Annotated in this window: 18 protein-coding genes and 1 pseudogene; 8 read left to right on the top strand and 11 right to left on the bottom strand. The window is 61.3% G+C overall.

Annotation, left to right across the window (positions count from 1 at the left end; genetic code table 11):
* Positions 1–164: 164 nt before the first annotated feature.
* Together trxA and ABIA48_RS15875 are read right to left on the bottom strand one after the other, a co-directional pair.
* Complete coding sequence (gene trxA, locus ABIA48_RS15880) at positions 165–494, bottom strand: thioredoxin TrxA (RefSeq protein WP_003206727.1); 330 nt, start codon at positions 492–494, stop codon at positions 165–167.
* A 120-nt stretch (positions 495–614) separates the two neighbouring features.
* The gene (locus ABIA48_RS15875) at positions 615–1,322 is read right to left on the bottom strand and encodes a FadR/GntR family transcriptional regulator (protein ID WP_429489831.1); all 708 of its coding nucleotides are present in this window, start codon (positions 1,320–1,322) and stop codon (positions 615–617) included.
* 256 nt (positions 1,323–1,578) lie between these two features.
* Between ABIA48_RS15875 and ABIA48_RS15870 the strand changes: the two genes are divergently transcribed.
* The 5 genes and pseudogenes from ABIA48_RS15870 (at position 1,579) to ppx (ending at position 6,131) form a co-directional block, all read left to right on the top strand.
* Entirely contained in the window at positions 1,579–2,364 is a 786-nt protein-coding gene (locus ABIA48_RS15870) for a transporter substrate-binding domain-containing protein (protein ID WP_429489829.1), read from the top strand.
* 22 nt (positions 2,365–2,386) lie between these two features.
* A complete protein-coding gene (locus tag ABIA48_RS15865) occupies positions 2,387–3,055 on the top strand; it encodes an amino acid ABC transporter permease (RefSeq protein WP_429489827.1) in 669 nt (222 codons plus the stop codon).
* The gene (locus ABIA48_RS15860) at positions 3,052–3,702 is read left to right on the top strand and encodes an amino acid ABC transporter permease (RefSeq protein ID WP_007982874.1); all 651 of its coding nucleotides are present in this window, start codon (positions 3,052–3,054) and stop codon (positions 3,700–3,702) included. The genes ABIA48_RS15865 and ABIA48_RS15860 overlap by 4 nt, the downstream gene beginning before the upstream one ends.
* Positions 3,689–4,426 carry an amino acid ABC transporter ATP-binding protein gene (locus ABIA48_RS15855; RefSeq protein ID WP_429489825.1) on the top strand — a complete coding sequence of 246 codons (738 nt, stop codon included), beginning with the start codon at positions 3,689–3,691 and terminating at the stop codon, positions 4,424–4,426. Before ABIA48_RS15860 ends, ABIA48_RS15855 begins: the two co-directional genes overlap by 14 nt.
* Positions 4,427–4,627: 201 nt before the next feature.
* Positions 4,628–6,131: pseudogene (ppx, locus tag ABIA48_RS15850) on the top strand (exopolyphosphatase).
* Between the two features lie 145 nt (positions 6,132–6,276).
* Here ppx and ppk1 read toward each other — a convergent pair.
* Entirely contained in the window at positions 6,277–8,499 is a 2,223-nt protein-coding gene (gene ppk1, locus ABIA48_RS15845; protein ID WP_429489823.1) for a polyphosphate kinase 1, read from the bottom strand.
* 18 nt (positions 8,500–8,517) lie between these two features.
* Complete coding sequence (hemB, locus tag ABIA48_RS15840) at positions 8,518–9,531, bottom strand: porphobilinogen synthase (RefSeq protein WP_007982864.1); 1,014 nt, start codon at positions 9,529–9,531, stop codon at positions 8,518–8,520.
* A 207-nt stretch (positions 9,532–9,738) separates the two neighbouring features.
* On the opposite strand from hemB, the gene ABIA48_RS15835 reads away from it, so the two are divergent.
* Positions 9,739–10,371: a DedA family protein gene (locus ABIA48_RS15835; protein WP_007982861.1), complete on the top strand. Its 633-nt coding sequence runs from the start codon at positions 9,739–9,741 to the stop codon at positions 10,369–10,371.
* Here the strand turns inward: ABIA48_RS15835 and ABIA48_RS15830 are convergent.
* Positions 10,352–11,587: a sterol desaturase family protein gene (locus tag ABIA48_RS15830; protein WP_429489821.1), complete on the bottom strand. Its 1,236-nt coding sequence runs from the start codon at positions 11,585–11,587 to the stop codon at positions 10,352–10,354. The two genes, ABIA48_RS15835 and ABIA48_RS15830, sit on opposite strands and share 20 nt — an antisense overlap.
* Positions 11,588–11,702: 115 nt before the next feature.
* On the opposite strand from ABIA48_RS15830, the gene elbB reads away from it, so the two are divergent.
* Positions 11,703–12,371 carry an isoprenoid biosynthesis glyoxalase ElbB gene (gene elbB / locus ABIA48_RS15825; RefSeq protein WP_429489820.1) on the top strand — a complete coding sequence of 223 codons (669 nt, stop codon included), beginning with the start codon at positions 11,703–11,705 and terminating at the stop codon, positions 12,369–12,371.
* 119 nt (positions 12,372–12,490) lie between these two features.
* On the opposite strand, the gene ABIA48_RS15820 is transcribed toward elbB, so the two are convergent.
* The 5 genes from ABIA48_RS15820 to ABIA48_RS15800 all read right to left on the bottom strand — a co-directional run bounded on the left by ABIA48_RS15820 (position 12,491) and on the right by ABIA48_RS15800 (position 18,476).
* Positions 12,491–12,946 carry a YaiI/YqxD family protein gene (locus ABIA48_RS15820; RefSeq protein WP_429489818.1) on the bottom strand — a complete coding sequence of 152 codons (456 nt, stop codon included), beginning with the start codon at positions 12,944–12,946 and terminating at the stop codon, positions 12,491–12,493.
* Between the two features lie 109 nt (positions 12,947–13,055).
* Positions 13,056–14,954 (bottom strand): FTR1 family protein, encoded by a 1,899-nt coding sequence (locus ABIA48_RS15815; RefSeq protein ID WP_429489816.1) that lies wholly within the window; start codon positions 14,952–14,954, stop codon positions 13,056–13,058.
* Positions 14,955–15,117: 163 nt separating this feature from the next.
* Positions 15,118–15,750, bottom strand: a complete 633-nt coding sequence (gene rhtB, locus ABIA48_RS15810; RefSeq protein ID WP_277532931.1) for a homoserine/homoserine lactone efflux protein — start codon at positions 15,748–15,750, stop codon at positions 15,118–15,120.
* Positions 15,751–15,984: 234 nt separating this feature from the next.
* Complete coding sequence (locus tag ABIA48_RS15805) at positions 15,985–16,566, bottom strand: mechanosensitive ion channel domain-containing protein (RefSeq protein ID WP_429489814.1); 582 nt, start codon at positions 16,564–16,566, stop codon at positions 15,985–15,987.
* Positions 16,566–18,476, bottom strand: a complete 1,911-nt coding sequence (locus ABIA48_RS15800) for an ATP-binding cassette domain-containing protein (RefSeq protein WP_429489812.1) — start codon at positions 18,474–18,476, stop codon at positions 16,566–16,568. Before ABIA48_RS15800 ends, ABIA48_RS15805 begins: the two co-directional genes overlap by 1 nt.
* Positions 18,477–18,526: 50 nt before the next feature.
* Between ABIA48_RS15800 and ABIA48_RS15795 the strand changes: the two genes are divergently transcribed.
* Complete coding sequence (locus ABIA48_RS15795) at positions 18,527–18,991, top strand: TIGR02444 family protein (RefSeq protein WP_429489810.1); 465 nt, start codon at positions 18,527–18,529, stop codon at positions 18,989–18,991.
* Here the strand turns inward: ABIA48_RS15795 and ABIA48_RS15790 are convergent.
* On the bottom strand, positions 18,988–20,106 hold the full coding sequence (locus ABIA48_RS15790; protein WP_429489808.1) for an AlgP family protein: 1,119 nt from the start codon (positions 20,104–20,106) through the stop codon (positions 18,988–18,990). The two genes, ABIA48_RS15795 and ABIA48_RS15790, sit on opposite strands and share 4 nt — an antisense overlap.
* Positions 20,107–20,207 lie beyond the last annotated feature (101 nt).

Here is a 20,207-nt window from a genome sequence, read left to right as displayed (position 1 = left end):
CGCGTACTTATTCGAAAAGGAGTGCGTCGGCGACGGCTAGCAGGGGGCAATGGAGAAACCAGTGCGGGGCCGAATGTACCACCTGAGTTTAGGAGCGTCTAGCCCTGAATACGCAAAAAGCCCCGCTATTTGCGGGGCTTTTTCAAGACACTTTGCAGCGACGCTTAGATGTTGGCGTCGAGGAAAGCAGCCAGTTGCGACTTCGACAGCGCGCCGACCTTGGTCGCTTCAACGTTGCCGTTCTTGAACAGCATCAGGGTCGGGATACCGCGCACGCCGTGCTTGGCCGGGGTTTCCTGGTTTTCGTCGATGTTCAGCTTGGCAACGGTCAGCTTGCCTTTGTAAGTCTCGGCAATTTCATCCAGAACCGGAGCGATCATTTTGCAAGGGCCGCACCATTCAGCCCAGTAGTCGACCAGTACAGCGCCTTCGGCCTTGAGTACGTCGGCCTCGAAGCTAGCGTCGCTAACGTGTTTGATAAGATCGCTGCTCATGGAATTCTCCAGGTTGTAAGCAAAAAAACGTGGCCCATCATAGCCGCCCTTCCCTCGTTCAGGAAGGTGCAGATGATTGACTCTCGCTATGGTGATTCATGAGTTTGGGTATAGCTCAGGTCATGAAGTGGCGGGAGCGATGAACGCGATTCCGGTACGTAACGCCGCATTGCGTACGTGCTCATGCATGGCCTTTTGCGCCGCACCAGCCGCCCCCCGTGCCAGTGCACGCAGGATTTTGCGGTGCTCCTGCCAGGTTTCCATGGCCCGCTCGGTCCGGATGAACGGTAGTTTCTGACTCTCAAGAAAGATATCGGCGCTGGCGGTGAGGATGCTCAACATCGCCCGATTGCCACTGGCAAGCAGGATGCGCCGATGAAACTCAAAATCCAGCCGCGACGCTGCGTCAAATTCGCCGGCACGCAAATGCTCACGCATGGCGGCAACGTTTTCCTCCAGCGCATCAAGGTCGGCGCTGCCCAGATTCACCGCCGCCAGCCCCGCCGCAAAGCCCTCCAGTGCATAGCGCAACTGGAAGATGTCCAGCGGCGAAACCTGCGCCGCGAACGGCCAGCTCGGCGGCGCATCGCTTTGCGGCAGGTCCACCGGCGATTGCACGAACACGCCTTTGCCCGGCTGGATGCTGATGACCCCCAGCGCACTCAGCGATGACAACGCCTCGCGCAACGACGCCCGACTGACCCCCAACTGCACCGCCAGGTCCCGTTGCGAGGGCAACGCATCTCCCGGCCCGAAGCCCTGCTCGGTAATCAGTTTGCGAATGGCTTGCAGCGCCACTTCAGGTACCGCGCGGGAGATCGAATTCATGGTTTTCCAGACGAACCAGGCCAATGTGCGCCCAGTTGTAAAGCTATTCGCAATGCTCGGCAAGTCGTGCCCCAAGGGAGTTCGGGGGTTTTCACGGATGCGCTATCGGGGTGCGAAAAACAACCTGACTGTTCAGACCAGTAAGACCGTGAAAGACCAGCAAAACCGCGCTCTGGCGGCCCCCGAACCCTATGTTGGCATGGCCCGTGCTCTGTCGATCAGCAGAAATCACCTCTTGCCGATCCGGAGATTTGCCATGACGAAGCGTTCCAGCGCCCTCCTCGCAGCCTTGTTCGCCAGCCTGATGCTGAGCCAGGCACCCGCCCACGCCGACGGCCTGGAGGATGTGGTCAAGCGCGGCGTCCTCAAGGTGGCCGTGCCCCAGGACTTCCCGCCCTTCGGCTCGGTTGGCCCGGACATGAAACCCCGCGGCCTCGATATCGACACCGCAAAACTGCTGGCCGATCAGCTCAAGGTCAAACTCGAACTGACGCCGGTCAATAGCACCAACCGCATCCCGTTCCTCACCACCGGCAAGGTCGACCTGGTGATCTCCAGCCTCGGCAAGAACCCGGAGCGCGAGAAGGTCATCGACTTCTCCCGCGCTTATGCGCCGTTCTACCTCGCCGTGTTCGGTCCGCCAGACGCAGACATCAAAGGCCTGGACGATCTCAAGGGCAAAACCATCAGCGTCACCCGTGGCGCCATCGAAGACATCGAGCTGACCAAGGTCGCCCCCGAAGGCGTGACCATCAAGCGTTTCGAAGACAACAACTCGACCATCGCCGCGTACCTGGCCGGGCAAGTCGACCTGATCGCCAGCGGCAACGTGGTGATGGTTGCCATCAGCGAGAAGAGCCCAAAACGCGTGCCCGCGCTGAAAGTGAAGCTCAAGGATTCTCCGGTCTACGTCGGCGTGAACAAGAACGAGCCGGCGCTGCTGGACAAGGTCAACCAGATCCTCGTGACCGCCAAGAGCGACGGCGCACTGGAAAAGAACGCCCTGGCCTGGCTGAAAGAGCCGCTGCCGGCCGACCTCTGATCCGGCGCGCAGGAGACGCTTTATGGCTTATCAGTTCGATTTCTTGCCGGTGGTGAACAACACCGATCTGTTGCTGCGCGGTGCGCTGTTCACCCTTGAGCTGACTGCGATCGGCGCTGTGCTCGGCGTGGGGCTGGGCATCGTCGGGGCGCTGGTACGGGCGTGGAACATCCGCCCCTTCGCCGGGATTTTCGCGGTTTACGTCGAGTTGATCCGCAACACACCATTCCTGGTGCAGTTGTTTTTCATCTTCTTCGGTTTGCCGTCTCTGGGCGTGCAGATTTCTGAATGGCAGGCGGCGGTGCTGGCGATGGTGATCAACCTCGGCGCCTATTCAACCGAAATCATCCGCGCCGGCATCCAGGCGATCCCCCGGGGTCAGCTGGAAGCCGCGGCGGCACTGGCGATGACGCGCCTCGAAGCATTCCGCCATGTGGTGCTGCTGCCGGCACTGGGCAAAGTCTGGCCGGCCCTTAGCAGCCAGATCATCATTGTCATGCTCGGCTCGGCGGTGTGTTCTCAGATCGCCACCGAAGAGCTGAGTTTCGCTGCCAACTTCATTCAATCGCGCAACTTCCGCGCTTTTGAAACCTACGCCCTGACCACACTGCTGTACCTGTGCATGGCACTGCTGATCCGCCAGTTACTGAACTGGATCGGCCAGCGCTTCATTGCCAGGAGCAGCCGATGAGCGATTTCACCTTCTGGGACATCGTGCGCAACCTGCTCACCGGCCTGCAATGGACGCTGGCGCTGTCGCTGGTGGCGTTCATTGGCGGCGGGCTGATTGGCCTGTTGATCATGGTCATGCGCATCTCGGACAAATCCCTGCCGCGCAGCTTCGCCCGCACCTACATCGAACTGTTCCAGGGCACGCCACTATTGATGCAGCTGTTTCTGGTGTTCTTCGGCGTGGCACTGGCCGGCGTGGAAATTTCACCATGGGCGGCGGCTGCGATTGCATTGACGCTGTTCACCAGTGCTTACCTGGCGGAGATCTGGCGTGGCTGCGTCGATTCGATTCCCAACGGCCAATGGGAGGCTTCGTCGAGCCTGGCGCTGAACCCGTTGGAGCAGTTGCGCTACGTGATCTTGCCGCAAGCCCTGCGTATAGCCGTGGCGCCGACCGTGGGCTTCTCGGTGCAAGTGGTCAAAGGCACTGCCGTGACCTCGATCATCGGCTTCACCGAGCTGACCAAGACCGGCGGCATGCTCGCCAACGCGACGTTCGAACCGTTCATGGTCTACGGCCTCGTGGCCCTCGGTTACTTCCTGCTCTGCTACCCCTTGTCCCTCAGTGCGCGCTACCTGGAAAGGAGACTGCATGCCTCTGCTTAGAATTTCCGCCCTGCATAAATACTACGGCGATCACCATGTGCTCAAAGGTATCGACCTGAGCGTCGAGGAAGGCCAGGTGGTGGCGATCATCGGTCGCAGCGGCTCGGGTAAATCCACCTTGCTGCGCACCCTCAACGGCCTGGAATCGATCAACGACGGCGTCATCGAAGTCGACGGCGAGTACCTCGATGCCGCGCGCGCTGATCTGCGCAGCCTGCGGCAGAAAGTCGGCATGGTGTTCCAGCAATTCAACCTGTTCCCGCACCTGACGGTGGGAGAGAACGTCATGCTTGCGCCGCAAGTGGTGCAAAAAGCTCCGAAAGCCAGGGCTGCCGAACTGGCGCGGCAAATGCTGGAACGGGTCGGGCTGGGCGAAAAGTTTGATGCCTTCCCTGATCGACTGTCCGGCGGGCAGCAACAGCGGGTGGCCATTGCCCGGGCCCTGGCGATGTCGCCGAAAGTGTTGCTGTGCGACGAAATCACCTCGGCCCTGGACCCGGAACTGGTCAATGAGGTGTTGAGCGTGGTCCGGCAACTGGCCAGGGAAGGCATGACACTGATCATGGTCACCCACGAAATGCGCTTCGCCCGGGAGGTTGGGGACAAGTTGGTGTTCATGCACCAGGGCAAGGTGCATGAGGTGGGGGATCCGAAAGTATTGTTCGCCAATCCGCAGACGGCGGAGCTGGCGAATTTCATCGGGACAGTTGAGGCGGCGGTCTGACAAACCTTCAGCGCCAGCGATACCGTCATCGCGAGCAAGCTCGCTCCCACATGGGTCCTGCGCCGGTCGCGGGATTAGAGGCAACCTGGAACCCTGTGGGAGCGAGCTTGCTCGCGATTGACCGCAAAGCGGTCACCTATGCGTTGGCGGCAGCCTTTGATCGTGGCACGATGTCGAGGTTATCGACCGAGACCCCCGACCATGCCGCAATCCCAAGCCAAGAATCTGTCCCTGATCGCCGCAATCGACCTGGGCTCCAACAGCTTTCACATGGTCGTGGCCAAGGCCCAGAACGGTGAGATCCGTATACTCGAGCGTCTCGGAGAGAAGGTTCAGCTGGCCGCCGGCATCGACGAAGAACGCCACCTCAGCGAAGAATCCATGCAGCGCGGGCTCGACTGCCTCAAGCGCTTCGCCCAACTGATCAGCGGTATGCCGACCGGCGCCGTGCGCATTGTTGGCACCAACGCCTTGCGTGAAGCTCGCAACCGCGCCGAGTTCATCCATCGCGCCGAAGAAATTCTCGGCCACCCGGTGGAAGTCATATCCGGCCGTGAAGAAGCGCGCCTGATCTACCTCGGCGTGTCCCACACCCTCGCCGACACCCCGGGCAAGCGCTTGGTGGCGGACATCGGCGGCGGCAGTACTGAATTCATCATTGGCCAGCGCTTCGAACCGCTGCTGCGCGAAAGCCTGCAGATGGGTTGCGTCAGCTATACCCAGCGTTATTTCAAGGACGGCAAGATCACCCCGGCCCGTTACGCCCAGGCGTACACCGCGGCGCGGCTGGAGATCATGAGCATCGAGCACGCCCTGCACCGCCTGACCTGGGATGAAGCCATCGGCTCCTCGGGCACCATCCGCGCTATAGGCCTGGCACTGAAGGCTGGCGGCCACGGCACCGGCGAGGTCAACGCCGAAGGCCTGGCCTGGCTCAAACGCAAACTGATCAAACTGGGCGACGTCGAGAAAATCGATTTCGAAGGTATCAAGCCGGATCGCCGGGCAATTTTCCCGGCCGGCCTGGCGATTCTCGAAGCGATCTTCGACTCCCTCGAACTGCAACGCATGGATCACTGCGAAGGCGCCCTGCGCGAAGGCGTGCTCTATGACCTGCTAGGCCGCCAATCATCACGAAGACGTGCGCGAACGCACCCTCACTTCGCTGATGGGGCGCTACCACGTCGATCAGGAACAGGCGGCACGGGTCGAGCGCAAGGCGTTGCATGCGTTCGATCAGGTGGCCGAGGACTGGGATCTGGAAGACGGCGTCTGGCGCGAACTGCTCGGCTGGGCGGCCAAGGTCCATGAAGTGGGCCTGGACATCGCTCACTACCAGTACCACAAGCACGGCGCCTACCTGATCGAGCACTCGGACCTCGCCGGGTTCTCCCGCGAAGACCAGTTGATGCTCGCGCTGCTGGTACGCGGCCACCGACGCAACATTCCCAAGGACAAGTTCGCCGAGTTCGGTGACGACGGCACCAAGCTGATTCGCCTGTGCGTGCTGCTGCGTTTTGCGATCCTGTTCCACCACATCCGTGGCACCCAGCAAATGCCTCAGGTGGAACTGAATGCCCATGGCAACCACCTGGAAGTGGTATTCCCGGAAAACTGGCTGGATGAAAACCAGTTGACCCAGGCCGACTTTGAAATTGAAGCGCAATGGCTGACCCGGGTCGACATTGTGCTGAGCGTGCGCTGAAATTGAAAAAGGCCTTCTTCGGAAGGCCTTTTTTGTTCACAACCCATGTGGGAGCGGGCTTGCTCGCGAAGAGGCCATCACATCCAACATCAATGTTGGCTGTTCGGCCGCCTTCGCGAGCAAGCCCGCTCCCACAGGTTCCGTGTTACCGGACAGCCAGGATCGGGCTGCCCAAACGCTCCAGCAATGTCGCCTGGGCGCTGCGCGGGTTCTGGTTACCGGTCGGCGTGTTACGGATGTAACGGCCGTCCGACTGCAGGCTCCAGCTGTGGGTGTTGTCGGTGAGATACAACTCCAGCTCTTTCTTGACCCGCATGATCAGCTTCTTGCCTTCCACCGGGAAGCAAGTCTCGACGCGCTTGTCGAGGTTGCGTTCCATCCAGTCGGCACTGGAGAGGAACATCTGCTCATCGCCGCCGTTGAGGAAGTAGAAGACCCGGGTGTGCTCCAGGAAACGGCCAATGATCGAACGCACATGGATGTTGTGGGAAACCCCGGCGATGCCCGGCCGCAGGCAGCACATGCCACGCACCACGAGGTCGATGCGCACGCCCGACTGGCTGGCCTTGTACAGCGCGCGGATGATCTTCGGATCGGTCAGCGAGTTGAACTTGGCGATGATGTGCGCCGGTTTGCCGTCGAGGGCGAACTGGGTTTCGCGGGCAATCATGTCGAGCATGCCCTTTTTCAGGGTGAACGGCGCGTGCAGCAGCTTCTTCATGCGCAGCGTCTTACCCATGCCGATCAACTGGCTAAACAGTTTGCCGACGTCTTCGCACAAGGCGTCGTCGGAGGTCAGCAGGCTGTAGTCGGTGTACAGGCGGGCGTTGCCGGCGTGGTAGTTGCCCGTGCCGAGGTGCGCGTAACGCACGATTTCACCAGCCTCGCGACGCAGGATCAGCATCATCTTGGCGTGGGTCTTGAAGCCGACCACACCGTAAATCACCACCGCACCGGCCGCTTGCAGTCGGCTGGCCAGTTGCAGGTTGGATTCTTCGTCGAACCGTGCACGCAGTTCGATCACCGCCGTGACTTCCTTGCCGTTACGCGCGGCATCCACCAGCGCATCGACGATTTCCGAGTTGGCACCGGAACGGTACAGGGTCTGGCGCACCGCCAGCACGTGTGGGTCCTTGGCGGCCTGGCGCAGCAGGTCGACCACCGGGGTGAACGACTCGAACGGATGCAGCAGCAGGATGTCCTGCTTGCTGATCACGCTGAAAATGTTCTCGCTGTTCTGCAGCAGTTTCGGAATCTGCGGGGTGAACGGCAGGTATTGCAGCTCGCGCTGGCTGTCCAGGCCGGTGATGCTGAACAGCCGCGTCAGGTTCACCGGACCGTTGACCTGATACAACTCGCTCTCGCTCAGGTTGAACTGCTTGAGCAGGTAGTCGGACAGGTGTTTCGGGCACGTATCGGCGACTTCAAGACGTACCGCGTCACCGTAGCGACGGGAGAACAGTTCGCCGCGCAGGGCACGGGCCAGGTCTTCGACGTCCTCGGAGTCCAGCGCCAGGTCGGCGTTACGGGTCAGGCGGAATTGGTAGCAGCCCTTGACCTTCATGCCCTGGAACAAGTCATCGGCGTGGGCGTGGATCATCGACGACAGGAACACGTAATTGTCACCTGGGCCGCCGACCTCTTCCGGAACCTTGATCACCCGCGGCAGCAGGCGCGGTGCCGGAATGATCGCCAGACCGGAGTCGCGACCGAAAGCATCGATGCCTTCGAGTTCGACGATGAAGTTCAGGCTTTTGTTCACCAGCAACGGGAACGGGTGCGTCGGGTCGAGGCCGATCGGAGTGATGATCGGCGCGATCTCGTCACGAAAATAACGGCGGACCCAGGTTTTGAGCTTGGTCGTCCAGTAGCGGCGACGGATGAAGCGGACGTGATGTTTTTCCAGTTCCGGCAACAGAATGTCGTTGAGGATCGCGTACTGGCGATCGACGTGACCGTGGACCAGTTCGCTGATGCGGGCCAGGGCCTGGTGCGGTTGCAGACCATCGGCGCCGGCCTGTTCACGGGCGAAAGTGATCTGCTTCTTGAGGCCGGCGACGCGAATCTCGAAGAACTCGTCCAGGTTGCTGGAGAAGATCAGCAGAAACTTCAGCCGTTCCAGCAACGGATAAGACTCGTCCAGCGCCTGCTCCAGCACGCGGATGTTGAACTGCAGTTGCGAGAGCTCGCGGTGGATGTACAGGCTGCTGTCATCCAGGCCGGGAATGGCCACCGCCGGCACTGGCGCAGCGGTTTCGACGACCGCCACGGGCGGAGCTGGCTCCAGCTCCGGCGGGGTCTCGTGGACGGGCTCCACCACAGGTTGAGCGTCTTTTACGGCAACTTCAGTGAGTACTTCGGTATTCATCGAATGTTCCTGGGAGGGCTATTTTTGCTCTCGTAACAATTGAGCGGCACGAACGGCAAAGTACGTCAGGATGCCATCGGCGCCTGCACGTTTGAAAGCGGTCAGCGACTCGAGGATAACCCCTTCGCTCAACCAGCCATTCTGGATCGCCGCCATGTGCATGGCGTATTCGCCGCTGACTTGATAAACAAAAGTCGGCACTTTGAACTCTTCTTTTACCCGACACAGGATGTCCAGGTACGGCATGCCTGGCTTGACCATGACCATGTCTGCACCTTCTGACAAGTCCGCCGCCACTTCGTGCAGGGCTTCATTGCTGTTGGCCGGGTCCATCTGATAGGAGGCCTTGTTGGCCTTGCCCAGGTTCAGCGCCGAACCGACCGCATCGCGGAACGGGCCGTAATAGGCGCTGGCGTATTTCGCCGAGTAAGCCATGATCCGTACATTGACGTGACCTGCCACTTCGAGGGCTTCGCGGATCGCCTGGATGCGACCGTCCATCATGTCCGATGGCGCCACGACCTGAGCGCCGGCTTCGGCGTGGGACAGGGCTTGCCTGACCAGTGCGTCGACGGTGATGTCGTTCTGCACGTAGCCTTCTTCATCAAGAATGCCGTCCTGGCCGTGGGTGGTGAACGGATCCAGGGCGACGTCGGTGATCACGCCCAGCTCAGGGAACTGCGCACGCAGGGCGCGGGTGGCGCGTTGGGCGATACCTTGCGGGTTCCACGCTTCGGCGGCGTCCAGCGACTTGAGTTCCGCTGGCGTCACCGGGAACAGCGCCAGCGCCGGAATCCCCAGCTCGACCCATTTGGCCGCCTCTTCCAGCAACAGGTCGATAGTCAGGCGTTCGACGCCCGGCATCGAGGCCACCGCTTCACGACGGTTTTCACCGTCCAGCACGAATACCGGCAGGATCAGGTCATCGACGGTCAGGACATTTTCACGGACCAGACGACGCGAGAAGTCATCACGACGGTTGCGGCGCAGGCGGGTTGCGGGGAACAAACGGTTGGCGGGGGTAAAGCTCACGGCAGACTCCTGAGCCCGCGCTTACGGGCGAGCGTGACAGTTATAAGCGGCCATTATGACGAACGCATGACAGTTATGTGCGCGCTGCGACAGGTAGCCGCATTCCATTGTCCTTGTAGGAAATGTTCACGTCGAGACACATTTGGACACTTTCCTGAATGTGCCCGAAGGGTTAGGCTGCGCGTTCATTTCGCCAGCACCCAGACAATGCTCCAACAATTTCTGCATGACTTCGGCTACTTTGCCCTCTTTCTAGGCACGTTCTTCGAAGGCGAAACCATTCTGGTACTCGCGGGCTTCCTCGCGTTCCGTGGATACATGGACATCAACCTGGTGGTGGTCGTGGCCTTCTTCGGCAGTTATGCCGGCGACCAGCTGTGGTATTTCCTGGGGCGCAAACACGGCCGCAAACTGCTGGCGCGCAAACCCCGCTGGCAAATGATGGGTGACCGGGCGCTGGAACACATTCGCAAGCACCCGGACATCTGGGTACTGAGCTTCCGCTTCGTTTACGGTTTGCGCACGGTCATGCCGGTGGCCATCGGGCTGTCGGGCTATCCGCCGGGGCGTTACCTGTTGCTCAACGGCATTGGCGCGGCGATCTGGGCCGCCGCACTGGCAGCGGCCGCGTACCATTTCGGCGCAGTGCTCGAAGGCATGCTCGGCAGTGTGAAGAAGTACGAACTCTGGGTGCTCGGTGCGCTGCTGGTCCTGGGCTTCGTACTGTGGCTGCGCCGACGCTTCAAGAATGCCCGCCTGGCCAAGCAGGTCTACGCCGACGAACAAGCCCTGAAAACTGCGCGGACCAATACCGAAGGCCCTACGACACCAACCGAGTGATGCGGTTTCTGCAACAGTAGAGACCGATGCCGCTTACCAGGCTGTAACTGAGCAGGCCGACCCAGCCCACCGCGCTGGCCGGCCACAGCCCCACGACCGGGGCCAGCCATACCAATGGCAAATTCGACGCCAGCCGCACCAGTTCCAGCGTCAATGCCCACGGGCGATTCTCCAGGGCCACGCCCAGCACAAACAGACCGAACGCTACCGCTCCCCAGCCCAACACCAGGGCGGCGGCGGGCAAGCGCGGCTCCAGATTCATCAAGTAACTGCCAAGCGCGATGTAGACACAGAACTGCAACAGCACGTAGAGCTGCTGACGCCCGTCCAGCGGCACCTCGAACTTGCGGAACCGGGTCAGGTCCGGCTTGTTCATCGGGTATTTGGCCGCCACGTCCGCCGGGCGCCAGCCGGTGCGCATGAACCAGATCCGCAGCTTGTCCCAGGTGTTTTCGGCACGCCGGGCATCGGCCCACAACTGCGCATAGAACTGCACGTTCGCCCAGACCGGATTCCAGCTCGCCAGCGGTGTGGTCACGCCAAAGATCACCGGCTCGTTGTCGTCTTCTTCCTGGAACGAGCCGAACAGACGGTCCCAAATAATGAACACACCGCCGTAGTTGCGATCCATGTAGAGAGCGTTCTGTGCGTGGTGAGCCCGATGATTGGACGGCGTGACAAAGAACCATTCGAACCAGCCAAGCTTGGGAATGTGCCGGGTGTGCACCCAGAACTGGTACAGCAGGTTCAGCGCCGCAACGCTGACGAACACCAGCAGCGGCACGCCGAACACCGCCATCGGCAGATAGAAGATCCAGCTCAGCAAGAAACCGGTACTGGTCTGGCGCAAGGCCGTGGACAGGTTGTAATCCTCGCTCTGGTGATGCACCGAATGGGCGGCCCAGAGGATGTTGCGCTCGTGGCCCATGCGGTGCAGCCAGTAGTAGCAGAAATCGTAGAAAACAAAGGCAAACACCCAGGTCCAGACGCTGTCGGCCGACAGTTCAAACAGCGCCAGATGCTGGAGGGCAAAGGCGTAGGTCACCAGTCCCACACCCTTGGTCAAAAGGCCCGTGGTGGTCGACAGCACGCCGGTGCTGATGCTGTTGATCGCGTCCGCCACCCGATAGTTGCTCACCCCGCGCCAACGGTCGGCCAGCAGTTCGACGGCGATCAGCACAAAGAAAAACGGCACCGCATACAGAATGAAGTCCATGACGCGCCCTGATCGGAATCTTGAGGACAGATGCTATGTGTAGCCGTGAATTAACCCTATGGCAACGAGTGACAAATTAGTGGACATTTAACGCCATGAATCTGGAGAAAAGCCCATGAGCAAAAAAGTTGCAGTGATCCTTTCCGGTTGTGGCGTGTACGACGGCGCCGAGCTCCACGAGAGCGTCCTCACCCTGCTGCGTCTGGACCAGCGCGGCGCCCAGGTGCAGTGTTTCGCACCGAACATCGCGCAGTTGCATGTGATCAACCACCTGACCGGCGAAGAAATGCCCGAGTCGCGTAACGTGCTGGTGGAATCGGCGCGGATTGCCCGGGGCAACATCAAGGATATCCGTGACGCGAACGTCGATGACTTCGATGCGCTGATCGTGCCCGGCGGCTTCGGCTCGGCCAAGAACCTGTCCAACTTTGCCATCGAAGGCGCCGGCTGCACCGTTCAACCGGATGTCCTGGCACTGACCGAAGCCTTTGCCGAGGCCGGCAAACCGGTGGGGTTGATGTGTATCTCCCCTGCCCTGGCGGCAAAGATCTACGGCCCTGGCGTGACCTGCACCATTGGCAACGACACCGACACCGCTGCTGCGATGAACAAGATGGGTGCCACTCATACCGATTGCGCCGTCGGCGACATCGTCGAGGACAAGGCGCGCAAACTGGTGAGCACCCCGGCTTACATGCTGGCGCAATCGATCAGCGAAGCGGCATCGGGGATCAACAAGCTGGTAGACCGGGTGCTGGAACTGACCCACGAAAACGATGCCTGACACCCTTCAAAAATGTGGGAGCGAGCTTGCTCGCGATGGGGCCAACACATTCAACTTTGATGTTGTCTGTAAGTCCGCTATCGCGAGCAAGCTCGCTCCCACAGGGTTCGCCGCAGGTCTTAAGAATTGCGGGCCAGCCGGGTGAGGATCCGGTCCAGCGCATTGGCAAACGCCTGCTTTTCACGGTCGCCGAACGGCGCTGGCCCCCCACCCACTTGCCCCTGTTCGCGCAAATCGGTGAACAGGTTGCGCACGGCCAGCCGCTCGCCCATGTTCTGCGCATCAAACTCCTTGCCCCGTGGATCGAGCGCTGCCACGCCCTTCTTCACCAGTCGGTCGGCCAATGGCACATCGCTGCAGATCACCAGTTCACCGGGGACCGCGTGTTCCACCAGGTAATCATCGGCCGCATCCGGGCCGCTCGGCACCACGATCAACTTGACCAGCGCCAGCCCCGGCTTGGTCTGCGGCTGTCCGGCCACCAGCACCACTTCGAACTGGCGCTTGAGGGCGAACTTCACCACCAGGTCCTTGGCTGCCCGCGGACAGGCGTCGGCATCGATCCACACACGCATTGGTTTTTCCTCTGTTGAAAAGCATCACGGGCAAGCCATGCTCCCACAGGTTAACGCTAAACCTGTGGGAGCATGGCTTGCCCGCAAAAGTGAGCGAAGCGAATGCCGTTTAAGAAACCTGCACCCGCTGCTTCTCAGCCACCCGACTACGTCCATAAAGCACGAAAATCGCAATGATCGCCACGACCTGAGCGCTCAGCGAATACGCATCGGCATGGATTCCCAACCATTCAAAGTCAAAGAACGGTACCGGTCGCGTGCCGAAGATCCCGGCTTCCTGCAGCGCTTTTACGCCATGCCCGGCAAACACCACCGACAAGGCGCACAGCAGACCCGCGTTGATGCTGAAGAACAGCGCCAGCGGCAGCTTCGCCGAACCGCGCAAAATCACCCAGGCCAGGCCAACCAGCAACACCAGCGCCGTGGCCCCGCCGGCCAGCACTGCGTTGTGTCCAGCGGGCCCCGCCTGCAACCACAGGGTTTCGTAGAACAGAATCACCTCGAACAGTTCGCGATACACCGAGAAAAACGCCAGGGTCGCAAAGCCGAAACGCCCGCCGCCGCCCACCAGGCTGGTCTTGATGTAATCCTGCCAGGCCGCCGCGTGACGACGGTCGTGCATCCACACGCCCAACCACAACACCATGACGCTGGCAAACAACGCCGTCGCGCCTTCCAGCAATTCACGCTGTGAACCGCTGACATCAATGACATAGGCTGCCAGCGCCCAGGTGCCCAGCCCCGCCACAAACGCCAGGCCCCAACCGACGTTAACGCTGCGCACCGCCGTCTGTTGACCCGTGTTACGCAGGAAAGCCAGGATCGCCGCCAGCACCAGAATCGCCTCAAGACCTTCGCGCAGCAGAATCAGCAGGCCGGAAATGTAACTCAGCGACCAACTCAAACCGTCGTTGCCCAGCAGACCGGCCGATGCCTTCAACTTGGCCTTGGCCGCATCCAGGCGCTGTTCGACGTCGCTCACCGGCAGGCCGTCCTGCAACGACTGACGGTAAGCCATCAGGGATTTTTCAGTGTCTTTACGCACGTTGGCGTCGATGTTATCCAGCGAGCTTTCAACCAGTTCGAAGCCTTCCAGATACGCCGCTACCGATAAGTCATAAGCCTGATCATGCTCACCGGCACGATACGCCGCGATGCTCTTGTCCAGAGTGGCCGCGGTGTAGTCGAGCAGTTGTGCCGGGCCACGCTTGACCTGCGGCGGTTGCGCCCGCTGGGCACGGAACGTCGCAGCGGCTTGCGGGCCTTCGGCGGCCTGTACTTCGGCCGGGGTCTGACGGGCCAGGTCGGCGATGTTGTAGGTTTTGTCAGCATTGGCCGTCGCCAGGTCGACACTGAAGCTGGCGATATAGGTGGCCAGATCCCAGCGCTGGCGATCATCCAGTTGGTCGGCAAAGGCCGGCATGTCAGTCCCTTCAACGCCCAGGCCCAAAGTGCTGTAGATCGCGTAGAGGCTCAGGCGATCCAGCCGCGTGGTATCGCGCAGGTTGGACGGCGCGGGCGTCATGCCGACGCCCGCCGGGCCATCGCCGGCCCCCGTGTCGCCATGGCAGACCGAGCAATGCTGGGCGTACAGCGGCGCCCCACGCGACGGGTCCGGCGTAATGACCGGGGCCTGGCTGACTTCATAGGCCACGGCCAGCTTCGCACCCAGTTGCCGGGCCTGGCGAGTGACTTCGACAGCGTCCTGACGGGCGCTGATGGAACTTTCCAGCGCGGTCAGGCTTTGCTCCAGCGCGGCTGTTTCCGGTTTGGCCGGCATGGCCGCCATCAGACTTCCCAGCGTTCCGACCGATTCTTGCTGCGCACGAAATCCGGCCTGGTCCGTGATGCTGCCCGCCTGCACCGTGTCCGGGTAATCCGCGCTGATGTAATCGAGCAAGTGCAGCGCCTGCGGCGCACCTTCGGCGGAGGCGGCCAGCAGTTGAAAGCTGTACGCCGCGAACAGCGGCAGCAACAGCCAGGCCAGGAAACGGGCGGGGGCGATCATGAATGAATCTCAATTTGCAAAACGAAGTTACATATTGTTAACGCCCAACGGGTTTCGCTCAAGCGTTGTTGGGCCTTCCCGCGAAATCGCGGGGCTCTCCAAGGCACTGATTCGTCAATGAAAAAGGCGACCGCATGGGTCGCCTTTTGGGGTTTCTGTCGGTTTAGACTGCGGCTCTGCGCAGCGTCGCCATGAACGCTGCCGCCCCGATGAACAGCCCGGCAAAGGTCCGGTTCATGCGTTTTTGCTGTTTCGGTGTGCGCAGCAGACGCAGCACCCTGGACGCCAAACCGGTGTAGCCGGCCATGACGATCAGGTCGACGCAGACCATGGTCACGCCGATCACCAGATACTGGATCAGCAACGGTGCGTGTGGGTCGATGAACTGTGGCAACACCGCCAGCATGAACACCAGCGCCTTGGGGTTGCTGATGTTCACCAGGAAACCACGGAACACCAGGGCCATCGGCTTGCCGATCTGGCGCACCGCCGCGTCGTCGCTCATATCGCTGGGCAGCGCCCGCCATTGCTTGATCGCGAGGTAGACCAGATACGCCACGCCAAACCATTTGATTGCGTAGAAGGCCGTGGCCGAAGCCGTGAGAATGGCGCCGACACCGGCACCGACGATGGCGATCTGCAAAGCCAGGCCCAATTGCAGGCCCAGGGCGTTCCAGTAGCCGCGCCAAAAACCGTATTGCAGGCCGCTGGACATCGACGCAATGGCGCCGGCACCGGGGGACAGGCTGATCACCCAGCAGGCGGCAAAAAACGCCAGCCATGTTTGAAGCTCCATTGCACACCTCGACTCAGACTCGTGACAGACGTCTAAGCTAATGCGGCTTTGGGTGGATGACTACCGATTTTTTGCAGGACATGGCGACAGCCGACCAGCGTTCAGGGCTTGAGGGCTTGAGGGCCCCTTCGCGAGCAAGCCCGCTCCCACATCAGACCGATGTCGCTAATAAGAACGCGATCACCTGTGGGAGCGGGCTTGCTCGCGAAAGCGGTGTATCAGGCAGCAGAAGGTTTACTTTTCAAACCCGTTGGAAGGAAACACATCCGTCCCGCGCCAGCGCCGCACCGAACGCTGGAAGAACAAACTGTTGGGCACTTGCACCATGGCGCTGCCAGTGCCAAGTTCTTCGGCCTCGACCAACGTGGTGTAAAGAAGATTGATCGCCACCACCCGGCCTTTGACGCCGGGCTTGTCGGTGGTGTCTACCAACTCGACCACGTCACCTATGCGAAACGGGCCGACAGTAAAAATCAGGATCGCGCACAACAGGTTCGAGAGCACGCTCCACATGGCGAAAAACGCCACCGCCGCGACCGCGACGAAACCGGACAACGCAGTCCAGAGCACTGTGGCCGATACACCGAGACGCTCCAGCACGAAAATCAGCGCGCTGCCCATGATCAGCCAGCGCAAACCGCCCCGCAGCGGCAGCATCAACTGCGGCGGGAACGGGTAACGCTCACCGACGCGGGTCAGGCCTTTGGCGACGAAGCGCTGGGTGAAGTAGCCGGCGAGCAGGATCAGCAGGATTTGCACGCCGAGCCAGATCGGCTCGACCCACACCGCCGGCAACGGCAGCTTGAAGGCGTCCATCAGGACAGTGCCTCCAGCTCCGCCTGCATGCTTTCCAGCAATTCCAGGGCTTCCATCCACGCTTCTTCCAGCTCCGCCTCACGCACCTTCAGCCTGGCCTGTTCGGCCAGCAGGTCACGCAACTCGTTCTTGCGCGCCGGCTCATAGAGGTCGCTGTCGCCGAGGCTGGTATCGACCTTCGCCAGTTTTTCGTGGAGCTTGCCAAGCTCGGCTTCAAGTTTGTCAGCTTCACGCTTGTGCGGTGCCAGTTGCTGGCGCAACGCAGCAGCGGCCTGACGCTGGGCTTTCTTGTCGGTCTTGTCCGGGTTGACCGGCGTGTTGCTGACCGGGGCGTTGCGCTGGCGATACTCCACCAGCCAGCGGGTGTAGTCCTCCAGGTCGCCGTCGAACTCTTCGACCTTGCCGTCCGCCACCAGATAGAAATTGTCGGTGGTGCTTTTGAGCAAATGCCGGTCGTGAGAGACCACCAGTACCGCACCACTGAATTCCTGCAGGGCCATGGTCAGCGCCAGGCGCATTTCCAGGTCCAGGTGGTTGGTCGGTTCGTCGAGCAGCAACAGGTTCGGTCGGTCCCAGGCGATCAACGCCAACGCCAGGCGCGCTTTTTCGCCACCGGAGAAATTCAGTACCGGCTCGTCGATCCGCGCACCACGGAAGTCGAAACCGCCGAGGAAATCACGCAGGGTTTGTTCACGCTCGGTCGGTGCCAGGCGCTGCAAGTGCAGCAACGGGCTGGCCTTGGAATCCAGAGAATCGAGCTGATGCTGGGCGAAGTAACCGACCACAGTGTTTTCGCCACGGGTCAAGCGGCCGGCCAATGGCGAGAGCTCACCGGCAAGGTTTTTGATCAGGGTCGATTTACCGGCACCGTTAGGGCCGAGCAGACCGATTCGCGCACCCGGGGTCAGTTGCAGCTTGACCTTCTCCAGCACGGCTTTGTCGCCGTAACCCAGACGGGCATCGGACAGGTCGATCAGCGGGCTGGAAATTTTCTGCGATTCGCGGAAGACGAAGTCGAACGGCGAATCGACGTGGGCGGCGGTCAGCTCTTCCATCCGCTCCAGGGCCTTGATCCGGCTCTGGGCCTGACGGGCCTTGGTGGCCTGGGCCTTGAAGCGGGCGATGTAGCTTTCCATGTGCGCACGTTGCACCTGCTGCTTCTCGTAGGCCTGTTGTTGCTGGGCCAGGCGTTCGGCACGGGCGCGCTCGAAGGCGCTGTAGCCACCGCGGTACAGGGTGATCTTGCGCTGATCGACGTGGGCCACATGGTCGACCACGGCATCGAGGAAGTCCCGATCGTGGGAGATCAGCATCAGGGTGCCCGGATAGCTCTTGAGCCATTCCTCAAGCCAGATGATGGCGTCGAGGTCCAGGTGGTTGGTCGGTTCGTCGAGCAGCAGCAGGTCCGATGGACACATCAAGGCCTGCGCCAGGTTCAGGCGCATCCGCCAGCCGCCGGAGAAATCCCCGACCTGACGATCCATCTGCTCGTTGGTGAAGCCCAACCCGGCCAGCAGCTTGCGCGCCCGGGCGTCGGCGGTGTACCCGTCGGCGCTGTCGAGTTCCGAGTGCAGGCGGGCCTGTGCGGCACCGTCATGGGCCGCTTCGGCTGCCGCCAGGTCGCGTTGCACCTGGCGCAGGCGCAGGTCGCCATCGAGCACGTAGTCGACCGCCAGGCGTTCGAGGGTGTCGACCTCCTGGCGCATGTGGGCGATACGCCAGTCGGCCGGCAGGAAGCAATCACCCGAGTCCGGGTGCAGCTCGCCCCGAAGCAAGGCGAACAGGCTCGATTTGCCGGCGCCGTTGGCACCGATGAGGCCGGCTTTCTGGCCGGCGTGCAGGGTCAGCTCGGCGTCTTCTAGCAGACGTTGCGGGCCACGCTGTAAAGTCAGGTTCTGAAGTCGAATCATAATGGCGGCGGAGTCTACCAGCTTCGCTCGCAACTGGCGCGAGTAGCACTATGTCCTCTGACCTGTGGAGTTTTTCCCTAAGCACTTACGCTCGTCCGGGCGTTGAGCAGGCATGCCTGCAATTGCAGTCGGCGGGAGTCAATGTGTGTCTGCTGCTGTGTGGTGCGTGGTTGGGACAACGAGGTGTGGCCTGCGATGAGCAACGCTTGCAGCAGCTTCGCAGTGTGGCCGTCTCGTGGGACACCGATGTCGTGCAGCCGTTACGCGCCTTGCGCACGCGATGGAAAGCCGCGGCCACGCAAGACGCCGGGTTGCATGCCCTGCGCGAACAAGTGAAGGCACTGGAGCTGGAAGCCGAAAGGCATCTGTTGTTGCGGCTGGAGAGAGCGGCGCAGAGTTGGCCGCAAGGTGCCGAGACCGATCTGGCGGCCTGGCTGGAAGGTGCGACGGCGGGTGCCGCCCACCTGCACCGCGACGCGCTGCATCAGCTGCGCGTCGCGGTAACCGGCACTTAAGAAGCGCTGGTCGGGGTGGAGATTGCTGCGCTCGGAACAGCGGCCGGCGTTGGCGCTGGCGTAGCTGTCGAGGTAGTAGCTGCCGGAGTGGATGTTGCGGCTGGAGCCGGGGAGGCTGGCTTGGCAACAGGCGCGGTCGCTGGCTTGGCGACAATCGGTTTTTTCACTGCAGGTTTGGCCGCTGGTTTTGCAGCGGGTTTGGCTGCGGCTGGTTTGGCTGCACTGGCGGTGGCCGGTTTGGCGGCTGGTTTTGCTGGCGCTTTCGCAGCTGGTTTTGCCACTGGCTTGGCAGCAGGTTTCGCCGCGACAGGTTTGGCCGCCGGCTTGGCAGCGGGTTTCGCCGCTGCAGTTTTGGCTGCTGGTTTGGCAGCAGGTCTAGCGGCAGGCTTGGCAGCAGGTTTCGCCGCTGCGGTTTTGGCTGCTGGTTTGGCAGCAGGTCTAGCGGCTGGTTTAGCGGCAGGCTTGGCAGCAGCGGTTCGCGCCGCGGCAGGTTTGGCGGCCGCTGTTCTTGCAGCAGGTTTGGCTGCTGGAGTTTTAGCAGCAGGTTTTGCAGCGCTGGCCGCAACAGGTTTTTTCGCTGCCGGTTTAGCGGCAGGCTTGGCTGCGGCTTTCACCGGTGCTTTGGCAACCGGTTTGGCGGCAGGCTTGGCCGGTGCTTTTGCTGCAACCGGTTTGGCAGCGGCATTCTTTGCAGGTGCCGCAGCAGGCTTGGCTGCACGAAGGGACAACACCTTGCCGACAGCCTCTTGTACACGACCGACGCCCTGGGCCAGTTTCAGGCTTTCTTGAGCATCGCGCTTGAGTTGCAGAATGTAGCCGCGGGTTTCCGATTGACGATTCTTGAGGGCATCGAGCAGCTCCTCAAGATCGGCCACTGCGTCCTTGGCCTTGGCTTGTGCCTTGGCTTTTCCGGCCGCCGCAGCGTCCTGCAGTTTGGTGCGGGACTTGTGCAGTTTTTCTTGCGCTTTTCCGCGCTGCTTTTCCAGTTTGGCGAGCAATTTTTCAGCATCAGCCAAGGCTTCGGAACAAGCGGTTTCCAGATGCTCGAGCAGGCTGCCCGAGAGTTGTTGGAGCAGGTGCAATGGAGTGTTTACTGGCTTCTTGGTGGCCGACATGGTTTACCTCCTGGCTGAAGTGAGTGCGGCTCATACTAGACCTCTGCTGCAACCGCCGCTAGGGCATGTTGACACTATCGAAAGCGCCGTGTTGCAAAGGA

Source organism: Pseudomonas sp. S30_BP2TU TE3576 (genome assembly GCF_050436025.1).
GTDB lineage: Bacteria > Pseudomonadota > Gammaproteobacteria > Pseudomonadales > Pseudomonadaceae > Aquipseudomonas.
The sequence above is the reverse complement of the archived record's forward strand: the minus strand, read 5'-3'. Positions and strand labels throughout refer to the sequence as shown.